The 18,284-nt window shown below is 70.7% G+C and carries 13 protein-coding genes; 6 read left to right on the top strand and 7 right to left on the bottom strand.

All coding sequences use genetic code 11. The features are described from left to right. Positions 1 to 59: 59 nt before the first annotated feature. The 6 genes from AC27L4_RS11560 to AC27L4_RS11585 all read left to right on the top strand — a co-directional run bounded on the left by AC27L4_RS11560 (position 60) and on the right by AC27L4_RS11585 (position 6,804). Positions 60 to 1,505, top strand: a complete 1,446-nt coding sequence (locus AC27L4_RS11560) for an aldehyde dehydrogenase family protein (RefSeq protein ID WP_487142274.1) — start codon at positions 60 to 62, stop codon at positions 1,503 to 1,505. Between the two features lie 21 nt (positions 1,506 to 1,526). Continuing rightward, complete coding sequence (gene xylB / locus AC27L4_RS11565; protein ID WP_487142275.1) at positions 1,527 to 3,068, top strand: xylulokinase; 1,542 nt, start codon at positions 1,527 to 1,529, stop codon at positions 3,066 to 3,068. Continuing rightward, entirely contained in the window at positions 3,065 to 3,712 is a 648-nt protein-coding gene (locus AC27L4_RS11570) for an HAD family hydrolase (RefSeq protein ID WP_487142276.1), read from the top strand. Before xylB ends, AC27L4_RS11570 begins: the two co-directional genes overlap by 4 nt. A 12-nt stretch (positions 3,713 to 3,724) precedes the next feature. Continuing rightward, positions 3,725 to 4,558, top strand: coding sequence for a MurR/RpiR family transcriptional regulator (locus AC27L4_RS11575; protein WP_487142277.1), 834 nt, complete (start codon positions 3,725 to 3,727; stop codon positions 4,556 to 4,558). Positions 4,559 to 4,656: 98 nt separating this feature from the next. After that, complete coding sequence (gene rpiA, locus AC27L4_RS11580) at positions 4,657 to 5,373, top strand: ribose-5-phosphate isomerase RpiA (RefSeq protein ID WP_487142278.1); 717 nt, start codon at positions 4,657 to 4,659, stop codon at positions 5,371 to 5,373. Positions 5,374 to 5,379: 6 nt separating this feature from the next. Beyond that, the gene (locus AC27L4_RS11585; protein WP_487142280.1) at positions 5,380 to 6,804 is read left to right on the top strand and encodes an FAD-binding oxidoreductase; all 1,425 of its coding nucleotides are present in this window, start codon (positions 5,380 to 5,382) and stop codon (positions 6,802 to 6,804) included. A 34-nt stretch (positions 6,805 to 6,838) separates the two neighbouring features. Here the strand turns inward: AC27L4_RS11585 and AC27L4_RS11590 are convergent, their stop codons facing one another. The 7 genes from AC27L4_RS11590 to AC27L4_RS11620 all read right to left on the bottom strand — a co-directional run bounded on the left by AC27L4_RS11590 (position 6,839) and on the right by AC27L4_RS11620 (position 18,091). Further along, on the bottom strand, positions 6,839 to 7,636 hold the full coding sequence (locus tag AC27L4_RS11590) for an ABC transporter permease (RefSeq protein WP_487142281.1): 798 nt from the start codon (positions 7,634 to 7,636) through the stop codon (positions 6,839 to 6,841). Further along, complete coding sequence (locus tag AC27L4_RS11595) at positions 7,633 to 8,499, bottom strand: ABC transporter permease (RefSeq protein ID WP_487142282.1); 867 nt, start codon at positions 8,497 to 8,499, stop codon at positions 7,633 to 7,635. The genes AC27L4_RS11590 and AC27L4_RS11595 overlap by 4 nt, the downstream gene beginning before the upstream one ends. A gap of 691 nt (positions 8,500 to 9,190) precedes the next feature. Continuing rightward, on the bottom strand, positions 9,191 to 10,318 hold the full coding sequence (locus AC27L4_RS11600; protein ID WP_487142925.1) for an ABC transporter substrate-binding protein: 1,128 nt from the start codon (positions 10,316 to 10,318) through the stop codon (positions 9,191 to 9,193). A gap of 96 nt (positions 10,319 to 10,414) precedes the next feature. Continuing rightward, on the bottom strand, positions 10,415 to 11,512 hold the full coding sequence (locus AC27L4_RS11605; protein WP_487142283.1) for an ABC transporter ATP-binding protein: 1,098 nt from the start codon (positions 11,510 to 11,512) through the stop codon (positions 10,415 to 10,417). 2 nt (positions 11,513 to 11,514) lie between these two features. Further along, complete coding sequence (locus AC27L4_RS11610) at positions 11,515 to 13,578, bottom strand: hydantoinase/oxoprolinase family protein (protein ID WP_487142284.1); 2,064 nt, start codon at positions 13,576 to 13,578, stop codon at positions 11,515 to 11,517. Further along, positions 13,575 to 15,266: a hydantoinase B/oxoprolinase family protein gene (locus AC27L4_RS11615; protein ID WP_487142285.1), complete on the bottom strand. Its 1,692-nt coding sequence runs from the start codon at positions 15,264 to 15,266 to the stop codon at positions 13,575 to 13,577. Before AC27L4_RS11615 ends, AC27L4_RS11610 begins: the two co-directional genes overlap by 4 nt. A 128-nt stretch (positions 15,267 to 15,394) precedes the next feature. Further along, positions 15,395 to 18,091 carry a winged helix-turn-helix domain-containing protein gene (locus tag AC27L4_RS11620; RefSeq protein ID WP_487142286.1) on the bottom strand — a complete coding sequence of 899 codons (2,697 nt, stop codon included), beginning with the start codon at positions 18,089 to 18,091 and terminating at the stop codon, positions 15,395 to 15,397. Positions 18,092 to 18,284: the final 193 nt, after the last annotated feature.

An 18,284-nucleotide genomic window follows, 5' to 3' on the forward strand; every position in this document is an offset into this window, starting at 1 on the left:
GGCGCCCCGCCGTCCATCCCGTTCCGAACACGGCCACCGCTTCGGCCCCGAGACCCGCCATGACCGACATCCCGACCCATCCCAACTACATCGACGGCGCCTGGACGGCCGAGGGCGTGGCCGAGTGGATCGACGTGGTCAATCCCGCGACCGAGACGGTGATCGCCCGCGTGCCCCAGAGCGGGCCGGCGCTGGTCGACAGGGCCGTGGCGGCCGCCCGCCGCGCCTTCCCGGCTTGGCGCGACCTCGGCGCCCATCGGCGGGCCGAGATCCTGCGCCGGGCCGGCGCCCGCGTCGCCGCCAGCTGCGAGCCGATCGCCCGCGCCATGACGCGCGAGCAGGGCAAGCCGCTCAACGAGGCGCTCGGCGAGGTCGACAAGCTCGCCAAGACCTTCGCCTATTATGCCGAGGAGGCGGTGCGTGTCCTCGGCTACACCGCCCCGAACGAGGAGGCCGGGTATCTCAGTCTGGTCGAGAAGGAGCCGATGGGCGTGGCCGCGGCGATCGCGCCCTGGAACTATCCGGTCGAGCTGATCGGCTGGAAGCTCGGCGCCGGGCTCGCCGCCGGCTGCACCCTGGTGGTCAAGCCGTCGGAATGGACGCCGCTTTCGGCCATCGGCGTGATCGAATGCCTGCACGAGGCCGGCCTGCCGCCCGGTGTCGTCAACCTCGTCATCGGCGACGGCCGCACCGGCCAGGCCCTGGTCTCCCATCCCGACATCGACAAGATCGCCTTCACCGGCTCGCAGGCCGTGGGCGAACAGATCTTCCGCACCATGGGCGGCATCAAGTCGGTGTCGCTGGAGCTCGGCGGCACCTGCCCGCTGCTGGTGGCCCCGAGCGCCGACCTCGACGCCGCCGTCAAGGGCGCGGCCCGGCGCGGCTTCCGCAACATGGGCCAGGTCTGCATCGCCATCAACCGCATCTATGTCCACCGCCCGCTGTACGAACGCTTCGTCGCGGACCTCGTCGCGGCGGCGCGGCGGCTGGTGATCGACGACGGCCTCGCCAATCCCGCCGCCGATCTCGGGCCGATGACCAACGCCGCCGGCCTGGTCAAGGTGCGCGAGCACGTCGCCGACGCCCTCGCCAGGGGCGCGCGCCTGGGCTGCGGCGGCAGGCCTCCCGAAGGCCGGACAGCCGGCCACTTCTACGAGCCGACGGTGCTGGCCGACTGCACCTCCGACATGCTGGTGATGAGCGCCGAGACCTTCGGCCCGGTGGTCGGCGTCACCGCCTACGACACGCTGGAGGAGGCGATCGAGCTCGCCAACGCCTCGCCCTATGGCCTTGCCGCCTATGCCTATGCCCGCGACGCCGGCGAGATGTTCGAACTCGCCCGGCGCTTGTCCTTCGGCAGCGTCGCCATCAACAATGTCGACGCGGGCACGATCAACGCGCCCTATGGCGGCCGGCGCAAGAGCGGCGTCGGCTATGAGCACGGGCGCGAGGGCATGGAAGGCTATCTCACCCTCAAGCATGTGCGCATCCGCCATCGCGCCTGAGCCCGGAGGATCCGCGCCGCCATGACCGCCCCGCCCTGCTTCCTCGGTATCGATATCGGCACCTCGACCTGCAAGACGCTGGCCCTCGACGCCGACGGCCGGGTCCTGGCGCGCGCCACCGCCGACTATCCCCTGTCGACGCCGCGCCCGGGCTGGGCCGAGCAGGATCCGGACGACTGGTGGCGTGCGGCGGCCGAGACGGTCTCGGCCGTGCTGGCGCAGCTCCGGGACCGGCGCGTCCACGCCATCGGCCTCACCGGCCAGATGCACGGGCTGGTGCCGCTCGACGCCGGGGACCGGGTGATCCGGCCGGCCATGCTGTGGTGCGACCAGCGGGCCGCGCCGCAATGCGAGACGATCACCGCCCGGGTCGGCGGCCTCGACGCCCTGCTCGCCCTGACGAACAACCGCATGCTGCCCGGCTTCACCGGCGGCAAGGTCCTCTGGCTGGCCGAGCACGAGCCCGAGGCCTTCGCCCGCATGCGCCGCTTCCTCAACCCGAAGGATTATCTGCGCCTGCGCATGACCGGGGTGCACGCCACCGACGTCTCCGACGCCTCGGGCACCGGCCTGTTCGACGTCGCCCGCCGCCGCTGGTCGCCGGAGATGCTGGCGGCCGTCGGCCTCACCGAGGCGCACACGCCGATGGCCTTCGAATCCGGCGAGGTCACCGGCGGCCTCTCGCCCGAGGCCGCGGCCCTGTGGGGCCTGCCGGCCGGACTGCCGGTGGTGGCCGGCGGCGGCGATTCCGTCATGCAGACCACGTCCCAGGGCGTGGCCGAGCCGGGCCACATCGGCGTCACCATCGGCACGGCCGGCATCGTCGGCGGCGCCGCCCGCGCCTGCCCGGACAATCGCGGCGGCCTGGTGCAGGTCTCCTGCGGCAACGCGCCCGACCGCTGGCACGTCATGGGCGTCTCGCTCAATGCCGGCGGCTCCTTCCACTGGCTGAAGCAGACGCTGGAGGCGCTCGCCCCGGATCTCGGCTTCGACCGCCTGGCCACCCTCGCCGCCGCCACACCGGCCGGCGCCGGAGGCCTCCTGTTCCTGCCCTACCTGATGGGCGAGCGCTGCCCGCACGTGGCGCCGGACGGACGCGGCGCCTGGGTCGGCCTCACCCGCGGCCATGGCCTCGGCCACATGGCCCGGGCGGTGATGGAGGGTGTGCTCCTCAACATGCGCGCCATCCTCGACCTCTTCGCCGAGGCGGGCCTGAGCGCCGGCAGCCTGCGCGCCTCGGGCGGCGCCACCGCCTCGCGCATCTGGCTGGAGCTGCTGGCCGACGTCACCGGCCGCCCGGTCGCCACCGTGTCCGGCGCCTCCGAAGGCGGAGCCTTCGGCGCGGCGCTGCTGGCCGGCGTCGGCGCCGGGCGCTGGCCGAACCTTGACGCGGCGATCGGCGTGGTCGACGAGACCTCGCAGGCCGCGCCCGACCCGGCTCGGGCCCGACTTTACGACGCCCTCCACCCCATCCACAAATCGCTCTATGCGACGCTGGAGCCGACCTTCGCGGATCTTGCGAGGCTTGCCGATGGCGATCGCGACGGAAAGGCCCCGACATGAAGGCAGTCATCTTCGATCTCGACGGCACGCTGGTCGACAGCGCCCCCGACATCGCCCTGGCGATGAACCGGCTGCTGGCCGACCGCGGCGTGCCCGCCCAGGAGGTGGCCTTCGTCGAGGGCTTCATCGGCGAAGGCGCACGCATGCTGGTGCAGAAGCTGTTTGCCGCGCTCGGCGTCGCCAGCGACGACCTCGACGCCGACACGGCGCGCTACCTCGCCCATTACCGCGCCGCTCCGGTCGCCGCCTCGAAACTCTATGCCGACGCGGCGCCGGCACTCAGGGCCCTGCACGCCTCCGGCATCCGCCTGGGCGTGTGCACCAACAAGCTGCAGGAGCTCGCGGTGACGGTGCTGGACCATTTCGGCCTGCTGCCGCTGATGTCGGTCGTGGTCGGCGCCGACACCACGCCCTTCACCAAGCCCGATCCGCGCCCGCTGCTGCATACCGTCGCCGCGCTCGGCGTCACGGCGGCGGACACCGTCTTCGTCGGCGACACCGCCATCGACCGCGACTGCGCCGCGGCCGCCGACATCCGTTGCCGCATCGTCGACTGGGGCACCGGCCGCGAGGTCGACGTGCCGGCCTCGGCCCGGCTGGCGCGCTTCGCCGACCTGCTGCCCAGCCCCGTCGGCGCAAGCTGAGGCCCTTCCGCCATGCTCAAGCAGGTCGCCAGGATCCGGGATACGCTCAGCAAGGCGGAGCTGCGCCTCGCCGAGGTCGTGCTGAAGCAGCCCGAGGCCGTGATCACCATGAGCATGGTGGACCTGAAGAAGGCCGCCGACGTCAGCGATCCCACCATCGTGCGCTTCTGCCGGCGGCTGGGCTGCTCGGGCTATCCCGAGTTCAAGGTACGGCTGGCCCAGGGGCTCTCGCCCGAGCCGCCCTTCACCCACCGCGCCATCGAGCAGGGCGACAGCATCGCCGCGGCCTGCGACAAGATCCTGACCAACTCGATGAACGCCATCAAGCGCTTCGCCAGCGACGTCGATGCCGACGCGGTGGAGCGGGCGGCGACGAGCATGCTGAACGCGCGGGCGGTGTTCCTGCTCGGCCTCGGCATTTCCGAGACCGTCGCCTTCGACGCCGAGCACAAGCTGTTCCGGCTCGGCCTGCACTGCCGCACGGTGCTGGAATCCCAGCGCCAGATGCTGCTGGCGCCGACGCTGCGCAGCGACGAGGCGGCCGTGTTCTTCTCCCATTCCGGCGCGACGCGCACGCTGGTCAACGTCGCGGCCACGGCGCGGGAGAACGGGGTGGCGACCATCGCCGTCACCGCCCCGCAATCCCAGCTGGCGCGGACCTGCGACATCGTCATCGCCGTGCCCCGCTACGAGCACAGCGAGCTCTACACGCCGCTGACCGCCCGGTTGAACCATTTCCTCGTCATCAACATGCTCGTCGTCGCCATCGGGCTGAAGCAGGGCCGGCGCATGCCGGACAACCTGACCGCCCTCGACCCCTGGCTGACCGAGAAATTCATGGACTGACGGGCGCACCGCCCGGACAGCCGACGCCTGCCGCCCCCGTCATGAGGCCGGATGCCTTCGCATCGCCGGCCAACGCCCGAACCAGGAGCAAGGAACCGATGCTGCAGCCCAGGACCGAACAGGACAAGGCCAAGATCGCCGCCGGCCGCAAGGCCATCGCCACCTATCTCGGGAACGACATGCAGATCGGCCTCGGCTCGGGCACGACCTCGCACTGGTTCGTCCGCGCCCTGGGCGAGGAAGTCGCCAAGGGCCTGCGCATAGCCGGCGTGCCGACCTCCAACGCCACGCGCGACGTCGCCCTCGAGGTCGGCGTGCCGCTGCTCGACCTCAACGATGTCACCGAGCTCGAAGTCACGCTCGACGGGCCGGACGAGGTCGACCATGCCGGCCGGATGATCAAGGGCGGCGGCGCCTGCCTGCTCTGGGAAAAGATGGTGGCCCGTGCCTCCAAACGCATGGTCTGCATCGCCGACGACACCAAGATCGTCGACACGCTCGGCCGCTTTCCGCTGCCGATCGAGGTGATCCGCTTCGGCTGGCGCAACACCGCCCATCAGTTGCAGAAGCTGTTCGCCGAGTTCGGCTTCGGCGAGGTGCCGATCGTGCTGCGCGGCGGCGAGGCCAGCCCCGTGCTGACCGACAGCGCCCACTACATCCTCGACTGCCACCTGAAGGCGATCGGCGATCCCGACCGGCTGGCGCCGCGCTTCAACGAGATCCCCGGCGTGGTCGAGCACGGGCTGTTCGTCGGCATCGCCAACGAGATGGTGGTCGGCCACGCCGACGGCAGCGCCGACGTCGTGGTGTTCTGACGGCCGATGCCCCAGCACGCCAGCGCCGGCCGGCCGGACGATCTCGACGCGCGCCTTGAGGCCTTCGACCCCGTGGGAGACGGAGACGAGCAGGAGCGTTATCTCAGCGACTGGCCGCGCGATGCCATCGGCCGGGCGCGGGCGATCCTGCGCCCGCGCGACGCCGAGGAGGTGGCCGAGATCGTGCGCCTGTGCGCCGCGGCCGGCGTGGCGGTGACGCCGCAGGGCGGCCATACCGGCCTCGTCGCCGGCGCCGTCCCTTCGCCCGACGGGACGGAGGTGGTGGTCAGCCTGGAGCGGCTGAACCGCATCCGCGAGATCGACGCCGTCAACTTCTCCATGACGGTGGAGGCCGGCTGCATCCTCGCCAATGTCCATGAGGCCGCAGCGGCCGAGGATCGCATCTTCCCGCTCTCGCTCGGGGCGCAGGGCAGCTGCCAGATCGGCGGCAATGTCGCCACCAATGCCGGCGGCATCAACGTGCTGCGCTACGGCATGACGCGCAACCTGGTGCTCGGCCTGGAAGTGGTGCTGCCCGACGGCCGCATCTGGAACGGCCTGAGGAAGCTGCACAAGAACAACACCGGCTACGACCTCAAGCAGCTCTTCGTCGGCTCGGAAGGCACGCTCGGCATCGTCACCGCCGCAAGCCTGAAGCTGTTCCCGCGGCCGACCCAGGTCGAGACCGCTTTCCTCGCCGTCGAGTCGGCCGCGGCCGCGGTGGCGCTCTACGGCGCCGCCCGGCGCGACCTTGCCGACCTGCTCTCGGCCTTCGAGATTATCCCGCGCCTCGGCGTCGAGCTCGCCCTGGAGGCGACGCCCGAGCTGCGCGACCCGCTGGAGACGAAAGCCCCCTGCTATGTGCTGATGGAGGCCTCGGCCAGCGGCCTGGTCGACCTCAATGCCCTGGTGCAGCGCTTCCTGGAGGCCGCGCTCGAGCAGGGCCTTGTTTTCGACGGCACCCTGGCCGGCACGATCGGCCAGGCCCGGGCGCTGTGGCGCATCCGCGAGGATCTGGTCGAGGCCCAGGCCCGCCGCGGCCGGCACCTGCGCACCGACGTCTCCGTGCCGATCTCGGCCATCGCCGCCTTCCTCGACACGGCGCATGCCGCGCTCGCCGCGGCGGAACCGGCGGCCACGGCGCTGGCCTACGGCCATGTCGGCGACGGCAACATCCACTTCAACGTGCTGGCCCCGTCCGCCATGCCGGACGCCGAGCGGATCGATTTCCTGCACCGCTGCGAGGCCGTGATCTTCGCCGAGGTCGACCGCCGCGGCGGCTCGATCAGCGCCGAGCACGGCATCGGCCGGGCCAAGCGCCAGGCCCTGGCCGAGCGCCTGCCGGTCGTGGACGGCGAGCTGATGCGCACCCTCAAGCAGGCGCTCGACCCGGCCGGCCTGATGAGCCCGGGACGGGTGATCGAGGGATAGGCCGCCCTGGCACGGACGGCCTCCCTCGCTGCCCCTACCCTCGCGGCCGCTTCACCAGGGCTCGGGCGGAGATTGCCGCCACGCACAGGACCGAGACGATGAAGATCGCGCCGGACATGGCATAGATCGTCGGCGATGCGCCGGAATTCATCTTGCCGAACAGGACGACCGGCAGGGTGTTCTGGCGTCCGGCCAGGTAGAAGGCGCGGGTGAACTCGTTGAGCGAGAGCAGGAAGGAGAAGATGAAGGCGCTGACCAGCCCCGGCCGGATCAGCGGCAGCGTGATATCCCGGAACTGCTGCCAGCGGCCGGCGCCGAGATCGGCGGCCGCCGTCAGGTAGGAGCGGCGGACCGCGGCGAAGCTGGTGAGGATGACGATGAAGGCGAAGGGCATCGCCCACAGGAGATGGCCGGCGATGACGGTCAGGGCGGACGCCTTGACGCCCGCGCGCGTCATCACGGCCGACAGGGCCAGGCCCTGGATGACGCCGGGCACGAACATCGGCAGGATGACCGCCAGGAACCAGGCGGCGCGGCGCCCGTGCAGGTCGACATAGGCCAGAGCGGCGAGCAGCGACAGCGCCGTCGCCGCCGCCGCGGTGACCGTCGCGACGACGAGGGACTGCCAGAGCGCGGCGAGCAGCGCATGCTCGCCCGCCAGCGCCAGATACCATTTCAGCGTCGCGTCTGAGGGCCGCGGCAGGCCCGGCTGCAGGGACGGCCCGAAGGAGACGCCGAGGAGGTAGAACGGCGGCGCATAGATCGCGATGAGGCCGAGGATGGTGATCGTCCACACCACCAGGCGTGGGACGGGTTCGTCGCGGACGGTCATGGGCTGCGGTCCTCGAACAGCCGCGCCAGGCCGAAGGCCCAGTTGCCGATCAGGACCATCCCGAAGACCACGACGAGCACGACGGTCGAGATGGCGAAGGCAAGCGGATAGTTGGCGACGCGCATGACGTCGTTGATCATCACCGACACGATGCTCGCGCCGGCGCCGCCCAGCATCTGCACCTCGGTGGAGGAGCCGGCGACCATGACGAAGACGAAGAGGAAGCCGGCGAAGATGCCCGAGAAGGTCAGCGGCAGCAGCACGGTCCGCACCATCGTCCAGAAGTCGGCGCCGAGGTCGCGCGCCGCGGCGAGCGCGATGGGGTCGACGCGCCGCATGGCCAGGATCAGCGGGAAGGTCGCGAAGGGAAGGTAGGAGGCGACGAGGCCGACGATCACGGCGAAGTCGCTGAACAACAGCCAGTCGAGCGGCGCCGAGGTCAGTCCGACCGCCTGCAGCAGCGTGTTGATGGCGCCGGTGCGCCCGAGCACCAGCCGCCAGGAAAAGGAGCGGATGAGGTAGGAGGTAAAGAAGGGGATCGTCATCAGCGCCAACAGCGTCACCGCGAGCCGGCGCCCGGCGAGGAAGTGCACGGCGTAGGCCGTGGGATAGGCGATCAGGAGGCAGAGCGCCGCGGCGAGGAAGGCCTTGGCCAAGGTCGAGAGGATCACCGTCCAGCGCCCCGCCTCCAGGATGCCGGCATAGCCGGCAAAGCTCAGCTCCGGCTTGATCCAGTAGGTCGCGGGATCCCAGGCCCAGAAGCTCCAGACGACGACGAGGGCGAGCGGCAGCAGCCCCAGGACGAGGATGGCCAGGAGCGGCGGCGACATCAGCAGCAGCAGCGCGGACCGGGACGCCTTCATGCCCTCGCTCCGCTGCGCACGCCGCGGGACAAGGGAGCCGGGATGGGCCGGCAAGACCGCGTCATGGCAAGTCCCACGGGCGCTGAGACAGGGCCGAACCATGCCGCTCTCGAGAAGGACGACGTCCTCTCAGCCGTCATGGCCGGACTTGATCCGACCATCCGCGCGGCCACAGATCTGGCAGAATGATACGATGGTGACCTCGCAGGACTGGTCAATTGCCGCATTCCCTTACGATATCGTAAGCGATCTCGCAGCGAAATCGAGTTCGATTTCGCTCGGGATGGCCGGATCAAGTCCGGCCATGACGCTCCTGAGAGGTTGAGCCCGGTCCTCCGACGATCGCTTATCTCAGCGCCTATGGGATCAAGTCCGGCGATGACAACCGAGAGGGCGTCGCCCTCTCCTGGAACGACATGGCTCGGCCCTGTCCTGGCGCCTATGCGGACAGGCCCGGCCATGACGGCGGAGACCGAGCCGTGCGCGTGGGTTGCCGGACCGCGGGCGGTCGTGGCGGCAGAACGCACGTTGCCGGTCGTGCAGGCGGTACCCTTCGATCGTGTCCTGGCGCCCATGGAACCTGATCCGGCCGTGACGGTCGAACCGGCGAGGTCTGGTCTACCGCCGGTATCTTCCGTCCTCTGCATGCATCGACCGGCCGCGGGCGGGCCCCGGCGGCCGGGCTGCCGCCTCACGCGTTGCGCAGCTTCTGCCACCATTCCTCGTAGAGTTGGAACTTGTCCGGCCGGCAGTTCTGCCAGTAGATCTTGCCGCCGAACTTGGCCTTCACATGGTCACCCAGCGCCTTCACCTCCTTGGGCGGATAGGCGTCCGGGTGCTTCTCGGCATAGGCGAGATTGTTGTCGGTCGGCACGAGGTAGCCGCGCGACTTGCCGAGCTCGCAGCCGTAGAAGCCGGCCAGGAGTCCGTTGACGAAGGCATGGGCGGCATCCGCGGTGCCGCGGTCGGCGGCGCCCTTGAGGAGCACGGTGTTGTTGCCCCAGCCCTCATAGCCTTCCACCGGTGCGGCATACTCGACCTGCAGGCCGCGCTTGCGGCCCTCGAGGACAATCGGCTCCCAGCCGGTCATGGCGTCGACCTCCTCGTTGGCGACGAGCTGGACGCCCTGCTCCCAGCCGTTCCAGAAGGTGCGGAACTGGCCGTCCTTCTTGTGCTTGATCAGGAACTCCATCACCAGGCCGAGCTCGGACTCGGTCAGGTTGCCGGGGTCGCCGATCGGCTTGTTCTCGGCCTCCTTGAGATAGATGGCCGTGAACACCGCGCTGTTGATCCAGGCGTCCTCCATCGCCACGCGCCCCTTCAGCTTCGGGTCGAAGATGACGCCGTAGCTGTCGACCTTGCCGAGCTTGTCGGGCCGGTAGATGATCGAGTCGGCATTGATCACGGCGGGGATGCCGTATTGCTTGCCCTCGTGCTTGAGGGTGGGAATGTCCTTGGCCCATTGCCAGACGCCGTCATAGTTCGGGATCTTGGCGAGGTCCCAGGGGACGATCAGTCCCTGGCGGACCAATTCCTTCTCGGCGCCGCCCTGGAAGCCGCCGACGTCGAAGAGATCGTTGGCGTTGCCCGCGGCCAGGCGCGCGATCACCGGGCCGACATCGTTGCCGTTGTCGGTAAATTCCGGCATGACGCCCGTCTCGGAGGCGAACTCCGCCCATTTCTCGCCGATGTCGAGCGTCGCGGTGGCCCAGAAGGCGACGCCGGCCGTCTCCGCGGCCATGGCGAGGCGGGGCAGGCCGCCGACGGTCAGGGCGGCCGCGCCGGCGCCCATCAGCTTCAAAAGGTGGCGGCGCTGCATGTTGCTGCGAAGCGCGGCCGGGCCGGATCGATCTTGCAATGCCATTTCCTTGTCCCCTCTTTCGTCTTGCCGACCGTCGGGGTCGGGTCCGCCGCGTCACGCCGAGGCCGGCATGCCGGAACCGGATAGTTGCAGCGCCGCGCCCGGCCTCAGGCCGATCGTCATCACGTCGCCCGGCGCCGGGACGCCGGCATCGGCCGCCAGCGCCACCACCAGCGTCTGGCCGTCGACGAAGGCAAGCCTGACGTCGCGGTGGAGGCCGCGGAACGTCGTGTCGACCACGGCGAGCGACAGCGTCGGCAGGTCGGCGCCCGCCGCCGGCGGCGCCACCACCAGCCGGTCCGGGCGGATGGCGACGATGCTGCCGGCCATGTCCGTTCCGTCCGCAAGCTGCACCGGCAGGCGCTGGCCGGCGATCGTCGCCCAGCCGACCCGGCCGGCCGCTCCGTCGCGGACGATGGCCTCGGGCCGCAGCAGCGTGTCGATCCCGACGAAGCGGGCGACGAAGGCGTTCGCGGGCGCCTCGAAGAAGCGCGCCGGCGCGTCCACCTGCTCGATCCGGCCGCGATGCATCACCGCCATGCGGTCGGAGAGGCTGAGCGCTTCGTCCTGGTTGTGGGTGACGAGGATGAAGGTGGCGCCGGTGCGCCTGTGCAGGCGGCCGAACTCGTCGCGCATCTGCTGGCGCAGCCGCTCGTCCAGGCCGGTCAGCGGCTCGTCGAGCAGCAGGATGCCCGGCTCCATCACCAGGGCGCGCGCCAGGGCGACGCGCTGGCGCTGGCCGCCGGAGAGCAGGTTCACGTCGCGCGGCCCGAAGCCCGAGAGCTCGACGAGGTCGAGCGCGTCCTCGACCTTGGCCCGCAGCGCCTCGCCGGAAAGGCCGCGCAGGCGCAACCCGTAGCCGACATTCTGCGCCACCGTCATGTGCGGGAACAGGCCGAGGCTCTGGAACACCGTGTTGACGGGGCGGCGATTGGCCGGCACGCGGGCCATGTCCTCGCCGTCGAAGGTGATGCGCCCTGCCGTCGGGCCGTCGAAGCCGCCGATCAGCTTGAGCAGCGTGCTCTTGCCGCATCCCGACGAGCCGAGCAGCGTGAAGAACTCGCCGGCGCGGATGTCCAGGCTGACATCGTCGACGGCCCTGACGGCGCCGAAGCTGCGGGTGACGGTCTCGATGCGGATCGCGATCGCCATGGTCAGGCCGCCACGGCCGCCTGCTCGCGGATCAGCAGCAGGCCCTCGTCCGAAACCTCGAGCGACTGGCCTTCGAGCACCAGGCTCGTCGCCGTCGCCTCCTCGACGATCAGCGGTCCCTGCAGGCGGGCTCCCGGCGCCAGCCGGCCGCGGTCGTAGACCGGGCAGGCGACCCAACCGCGCCCGCGCCCGAAATACACGTCCCGCCGGCCCCGCAGGGCCGCCGCCGCGGTGCGCCCGTCCGGCTGCGGCCGGGGCATGGCGATCACCGGCCCGCTCAGCACCGCTTCCAGATGCAGCATGGTGATCTCGATCGGCGCATGCGACAGGCGGAAGGAGTAGGCCCGCTCATGGCTCGCATGGAAGCGCTCGGCAAAGCTCGCCTCGTTCTCGCCGGGCTGGAACAGGGCGAAGACGCCGTGCTCCTGGCCGCGATAGCGGGCCTCCACCCGGTAGGTGAAGCGGATGTCGGCGCCGACGCCCTTGCCGAAATACTCGACCGCCTGCCTCTCCAGGCCGCCGAAACGGCGGCGCAGCTCCTCGACCGACTCCGGCGACAGCGGCGAGAACCACGTCCCGCGGAAGTCGGCGCGCGGCTCGGCCGCCAGCATGCCCCAGGCCGAGAAAATGCCGGGATGCGGCGGCACCACCGTGGTCTTGACGCTCAGATCCCGCCCGAGCCGCGCGGCCAGCGCCGGGCCGGCGCCGCCGCTGATGACGAAGGCGGCGTCGCGCGGATCATGGCCGCGCTGCACGGTGACCAGCTTCAGCGCGTTGATCATGCTGGCATGGGCGATCTCGATGATGGCGAGCGCCGCATCCTCGACCGTCAGGCCGAGCGGCTCGGCCACCGTGGCGATCGCCGCGGCGGCCTTGGCCTTGTCGAGCTGCATGGTGCCACCTGCGAAGGTCGCTGGATCGAAGATGCCGATGGCGAGGATGGCGTCGGACAGCGTCGGGCGCTCGCCGCCGCGCCCGTAGCAGGCGGGCCCCGGGGTGGAGCCGGCGCTCTCGGGGCCGACATGCAGGGCGCCGCGCGCATCGACGCGCGCGATCGAGCCGCCGCCCGAGCCGATCTCGACGATGTCGACCACCGGCACCTGTACGGCATAGCCCGGCTGGATGCGGGTATGCTCGAGCTTGTACTCGCTGTCGAGCGTCGGGCGGCCGTCATGGATCAGCGAGCACTTCGCCGTGGTGCCGCCGACGTCGAGCGACAGCACCTCGGTCTCGCCCAGCACCTTGCCGATGCGCGCCGCGCCGGCCACGCCCCCGGCCGGTCCCGACTCCACCAGCGTCAGCGGGCTGCGGATGGCCTGGTCGAAAGTGGAGATGCCGCCGTTCGACTGCATGGCGTAATAGGGACAGGAGAGGTCACGCTCCGCCAGCGCCGCCTCCAGCCGCTCGAAATAGTGCTGGATGATCGGCTGGACATAGGCGTTGAGCACCACCGTGTTCGAACGCTCATACTCGCGCCACTGGCGCGACACCTCGTGGCTGGCGCAGACCGTCAGGGCCGGCAGCGCCTGCGCCAGCGCGCGGGCGCAGAGGATCTCGTGCTCGGGATTGACGTAGCTGTGCAGGAACAGGATCGCGACCGCCTCGACGCCCTGCTCCAGGCAGCTCCGGATGATCGGCTCCAGCCCGCCGGGATCGAACGGGCGCAGCACCGTCCCGCGGGCATCGATGCGCTCGTCCACCTCGAAGCGCAGGTGTCGCGGCACAAAAGGCGCCGGACTGAGGAAGCGCAGGTTGTAGAGGTCCGGCCGGTTGCCGCGGCCGATCTCCAGCACGTCCCGGAAGCCGGCGGTGGTGACGAGCGCCGTACGCACGCCCTTGCGCTCGGTGATGGCGTTGATGACGGTCGTGCCGCCATGGGCGAAGAAGGTGACGTCGCGGCTGCGCAGCCCGTCCTTCGCCTCCGCCATGGCGATGGCGGCAAGCACGCCCTCCGACTGGTCGTGGGTGGTCGTCAGGCTCTTGGCCGTGAACACCTCGCCGGTGCGCTCGTCATAGCCGACGAGATCGGTGAAGGTTCCGCCGACATCGGTGGCAAGCCTGATCATCCCGCCGTCCTCCGCGCATGGCCATAGGTCCGTCCCGCCTCCTCCGGCGTGACGAAGCCGCGGGCGATATCCTCCTCGACCAGTTCGGGCTCGCGCAGGCTCGGATCGCCCCAGCCGCCGCCGCCGCCGGTGACGATCCGGACCACGTCGCCGCGACCGAGATCGATATGCGGGTCGCGCCCGTAGTCGCGCGCCGTGCCGCCGGCGGCGAGGATCTGCAGCCGGTTCGCCGTGCCGGGGCGGCCGCCGTTCATGCCCCAGGGCAGGGTTTTCGTCCGGCCGAGGCTGCAATAGGCGGAAGCGCCCTCCCCCAGCACCTCGTATTCCCGCACCACGCCGAAGCCGCCGCGCCGGCGCCCGGCGCCGCTGCCGCCCTCGACGTTGAGCTGGTAGCGCCGGACGAGCAGCGGGAAGCGAGCCTCGATGGCCTCGACCGAATAGTTGTAGGTGTCGCCGTCGGTCAGGGCGATCAGAGCGCTGGCGCCGTCGTGGTCCTCGCTCGCGCCCCAGCCGCCGTGCTGCGGCTCGATATGGATGAAGGGCTCGCCGGCCAGGTCCTTTCCGGCGATGTAGACGACGCACAGGCTCGAATAGGAGCCGGCGGAAAAGCGCGACGGCATCAGCGGCGCCAGCGCCTTCCAAACCAGTTCCGAGGCGTGGACCGAGCCCTCATAGTACCAGCCGGTGGGCGAAGGCCGCTCGGCGGTGAAGATCGTGCCGGGCGGCGCGACCACGGTCAGCGGCCGGAACCAGCCCTCGTTCGACGGCGCCTGGGGTCCCACCAGCGCCTTGACGATGGTGCGGACCGCCGACTGCAGCGCGCCGCGGGCGCAGTTGATCGGCCCGGCCACGGCCGGGGGGCTGCCGGTGAAGTCGGCGGTGATGCTGTCCCCGGCGATGGTCACCGCCACCTGGACGCGGATCGCCGCGTCGGTGACGCCGTCCCCGTCGATCACGTCCTCGGCGCGGTAGGTGCCGTCGGGAAGCGCGGCGATGGCGGCGCGGCTCTGGGCTTCGCCGGCGGCCAGCAGGTTGGCGAAGGCCTGGCGCACCACGCCGCTGCCGTACCGGGCCGCGAGCTCGAGCATGCGCCGGGCCGCGACCCGCACGGTCGCGACCTGGGCGGTGAGGTCGCCGATCGCGATTTCGGGGAGGCGGACATTCTCGCCGATGATGTGCAGCAGGTCGCCGGAGAACACGTCGGAGCGGACGATCTTCACGCCGGGCAGGCGCAGGCCTTCCTGGAAGATCGAGGTCGCGTTCGGCGCCAGGCTGCCGGGAACCGAGCCGCCGACATCGAGGTGATGCGCCACGTTGATCGCGTAGGCGAGAATGCGGCCATCGAAGAAGACCGGCTTGACGATGGCGAAGTCGCAGGCGTGCGTTCCGCCGGAATAGGGATCGTTGGTGAGCAGAATGTCGCCGTCGGCGAGGTCGTCGCCGAAACGCTGGATCAGGCCCTTGACCTGGGTGCCGAATGTGCCGGTGAAGATGGTGATGCCGTTCATCTGCGCCACCAGTTCGGCGTCGGCGGTCAGCAGGCCGCAGGCGAAATCCAGCACCTCGTAAATGACGGGGCTCATGCTGGTGCGCGCCATCACGATCCCCATCTCGTCGACGGTTGCCGTCAGCTTGCCCTCGATGATTTCCTGGGTCACCGGATCGACGGTGTGCGCGGCGATGGTCACGGCTGGAGGCGTCCTCTTGGCGGGTACGGACACGTCCAGACTAGAAGCTCCGACGCCGGACGACAGCCTGCCGGATGGGTGGGCCGGCCGGCAGCCGCCCCACCCGATCGGGTAGGCGGCCGCGGCTCTCAGCGCGACAGGAGGCCGACCGCGCGGGCCGCCGTGACGGCGGCGGTGCGCGTGCGCACGTTCAGCTTCGAATAGATGTTGCGCAGATGGAACTTGACGGTGTTGCCGCTCAGATCCATCCGGCGGCCGATCTCCTTGTTGCTCAGCCCGGTGCCGAGCAGCTCGACCACCCGGCGCTCGCGGGTCGTCAGCCAGCCCGGCTGCTCCGCCTCGGCGTCGCCGGAGCCCGGCTCGGCGGCGTCCTGGCCGGCGGCGCGCCCGAGCATCGACGGCAGCCGTTGCTGGATGACGTGTGGCAGGCCCGCCTGCTCCGCCAGGGCGCGGAGCTCGCGGCAGAACGCCCTGCCCTCCATATGCAGCAGCATCGGCTGGGTGGCGACGGGCGCGGCGAGCATCAGGTCGCCCAGGCTCTCGACGGCGGCGCTCCGCGCTCCCTCGGCGAGCATCAGGCGGATCTCGAACAGGGCGAGCTCGATCGACCGCAGAACGTGAGGGGGCTGCGACTGGCTGGCCCTCGAACGGTCGAAGATCGCCCGTGCCGCCTTCCGGTCGCCGCGGGCGAGATGGATGCGCGCCCACAGCAACGCGGGCGTGGTACCGCGCAGATGGGTGGCGAGATCGTTGAGGTCCCCGGCCTCGACGAGCCGTTCGCCGAACCCGTTCGCGGCGGCATAGCGGACTGCCGGCTCGACGTCGCCGCTGGCCAGGAGCAGCGCCACCCGCTCCCCGTCGATGAGCCGCGTCAGCCGCTCGAAGCCCCGGCGCCTCGCCATGGCGCGGACGCCGTCGAGGGCGGCATGGGCGGCGACCATGTCCCCGGCCGCCCGGTGGATGCGCTGTTGTGTCGTGACGCCGGCGGCCAGGAGGTCGAACCAGGTGTCGTGGCGTTCGAGATGCGGCAGCGCCCATGACAGCCTGGCGGTTGCCCCGCCGAAGTCGCCCTGCACCGACAGGAGTTCCGCCTTCAGCACCTGGCCGATGGCGTCGAGATCGCTGCGCCTGCCGATATTGGCCTGCGCCTCGTCGATCAGCCGGTCATAGGCCTCGGCCGCCGCGGTGAAATCGCCGCCGAAGAAGGCGGCCTGGCCGAGGTGGACATGGAGATGCATGGCGCCGAAATCCGCGCCGCCGGCGCGGAACGCATGCATGGCGAGGTGGCAGTAATGCACGGCGCGGTCGAAGTCGCTGCGGATCAGGAAGTTGCAGGCGAGCATGTTGAGGGTGAGCGCCCGGTTGATGATCCCCATCTCGCCCGTCGCCACCAGGTCGTGCTCGAGCGCGGCCAGGTCGGCCGCGCTCACCCATCGATCGATGTAGAGGGAGACCACATTGCGGACGACGCGCAGGTCGTTGCCGATCGCCGTCGCCTGGCCCGGATCGGCGCCACGCTCGGCGATCGAAAGATAATGCTCCGCCAGGTCGAGATGCGAGGCCTTGGCGCTGACCAACGCCAAGCCGAGGGTCGTCAGCGGAAAGCACGCAAGCTCGATCTCGGCCACCCGCGCCAGGATGGCATGGAACAGGCCGGCCAGTCCGCGCCTGGTCGAATAGACCAACCGCCAGCCGCCGGTGGCCTCGACGATGCGCGCGGCAAGCTGGACATCGTCGCACAGCAGCGCGTGCCTTACCGCCAGCTCGCAGTCGCCGCGCTGCTCGAACCAGAGTGTCGCACGGCGCAGCGGCGCCCGCATGTCGACGCCGCGCCGTTCTGCCTCCTCCTTGAGATAGGCGTGGAACACCGGGTGGCAGCGGATCCAGCCCCCCGGTCCGGCGAGTTCGTCGATCGGCAGGGCGTGGTCGGCGAGGCGTTCGAACGCCGCCACCATGTCGTCCCGCCCGAAGACCGCGGCGACCAGGTCGCGGTTGATCGCCGGGAAGGGCGAGGTCTGCACCAGGACATGCTGCACGGCGGCGGGCAGGTTGGCGAACACCTGCTCGGACAGATAGGCGCCCATCTCCGCGCTGCCGCCGTTGAACGAGGCGAGGATCGCGTCGCCGTCGGCCTTGTCGTCGACGAGCAGGCGGACCATCTGCAGCGCCACCGCCCAGCCTTCCGTGCGCCGGTTGAGCACGCTCACCTGGTCCGGCGTCAGGCCGGCCGTGCCGTCGCCGAAGAAAGCCTGGGCTTCCTCGTCCGAGAAGCCGAGTTCGGCGATGCCGATGCGCCGCAGCTCGCCGCGGACGCGCAGGGCCGAGATGGGAAAGCGCGGCGGACAGCGCGACATCAGCACCAGCTTGACGTGATCGAGGCCGCGGTCGGCCAGCAGCCTGGCGATGACCGTCTCCGTGGCATCGGTCTGGGCGCAATGATAGTCGTCGAGGAACAGGATGACGGGCGCCGGCAGCTTGCGCAGGCGCGTCGCCAGGATGGCGAGCAGGGCCGGCGCGGCCATGCTGCCGGCATCGAGGCCGGAGGTGTCGTCCTCCCTCAGAGGCTTCAGGGCCTCCAGCAGCGCCAGGACGAACTGGCTCTGCTCGCTGTGCTCCGCATCGAGCGCGACCCACGACAGAAGGCAACCCCGCCGGCGCAGCGCCTCGTACCACTGCGCGCCGAGCGAGGTCTTGCCGTATCCCGCAGGCGCCGTGATCATGGTGAGCCGCCGCGGCTCGCCTCGCTGCAGCGACTGCAGCAGCCCGCGGCGCTCGACCAGCCGCTGCCCGCTCTTGGGAGGCTCGAACCGTGTCCTGTCGTGCATCCGCCAAACTGTGCAGTGCAGGGCTGGGCATTGCAAGGCGGGGGAAGGCCCCCGCCTCGATCCATGCCCGGCGTCATGTCGCCGCCTCCGGGCTTGAGCCCGCGGCTCGGGGCAGCGCCTGTTCCGAACACCGCCCAGTTGAGCTTCGAGCGCGGGAATTGGCAAAAATTGGCAACGCTATTGTGCTGCGCCC

The sequence above is a fragment of the Labrys sp. Lb11 genome (assembly GCF_057554225.1).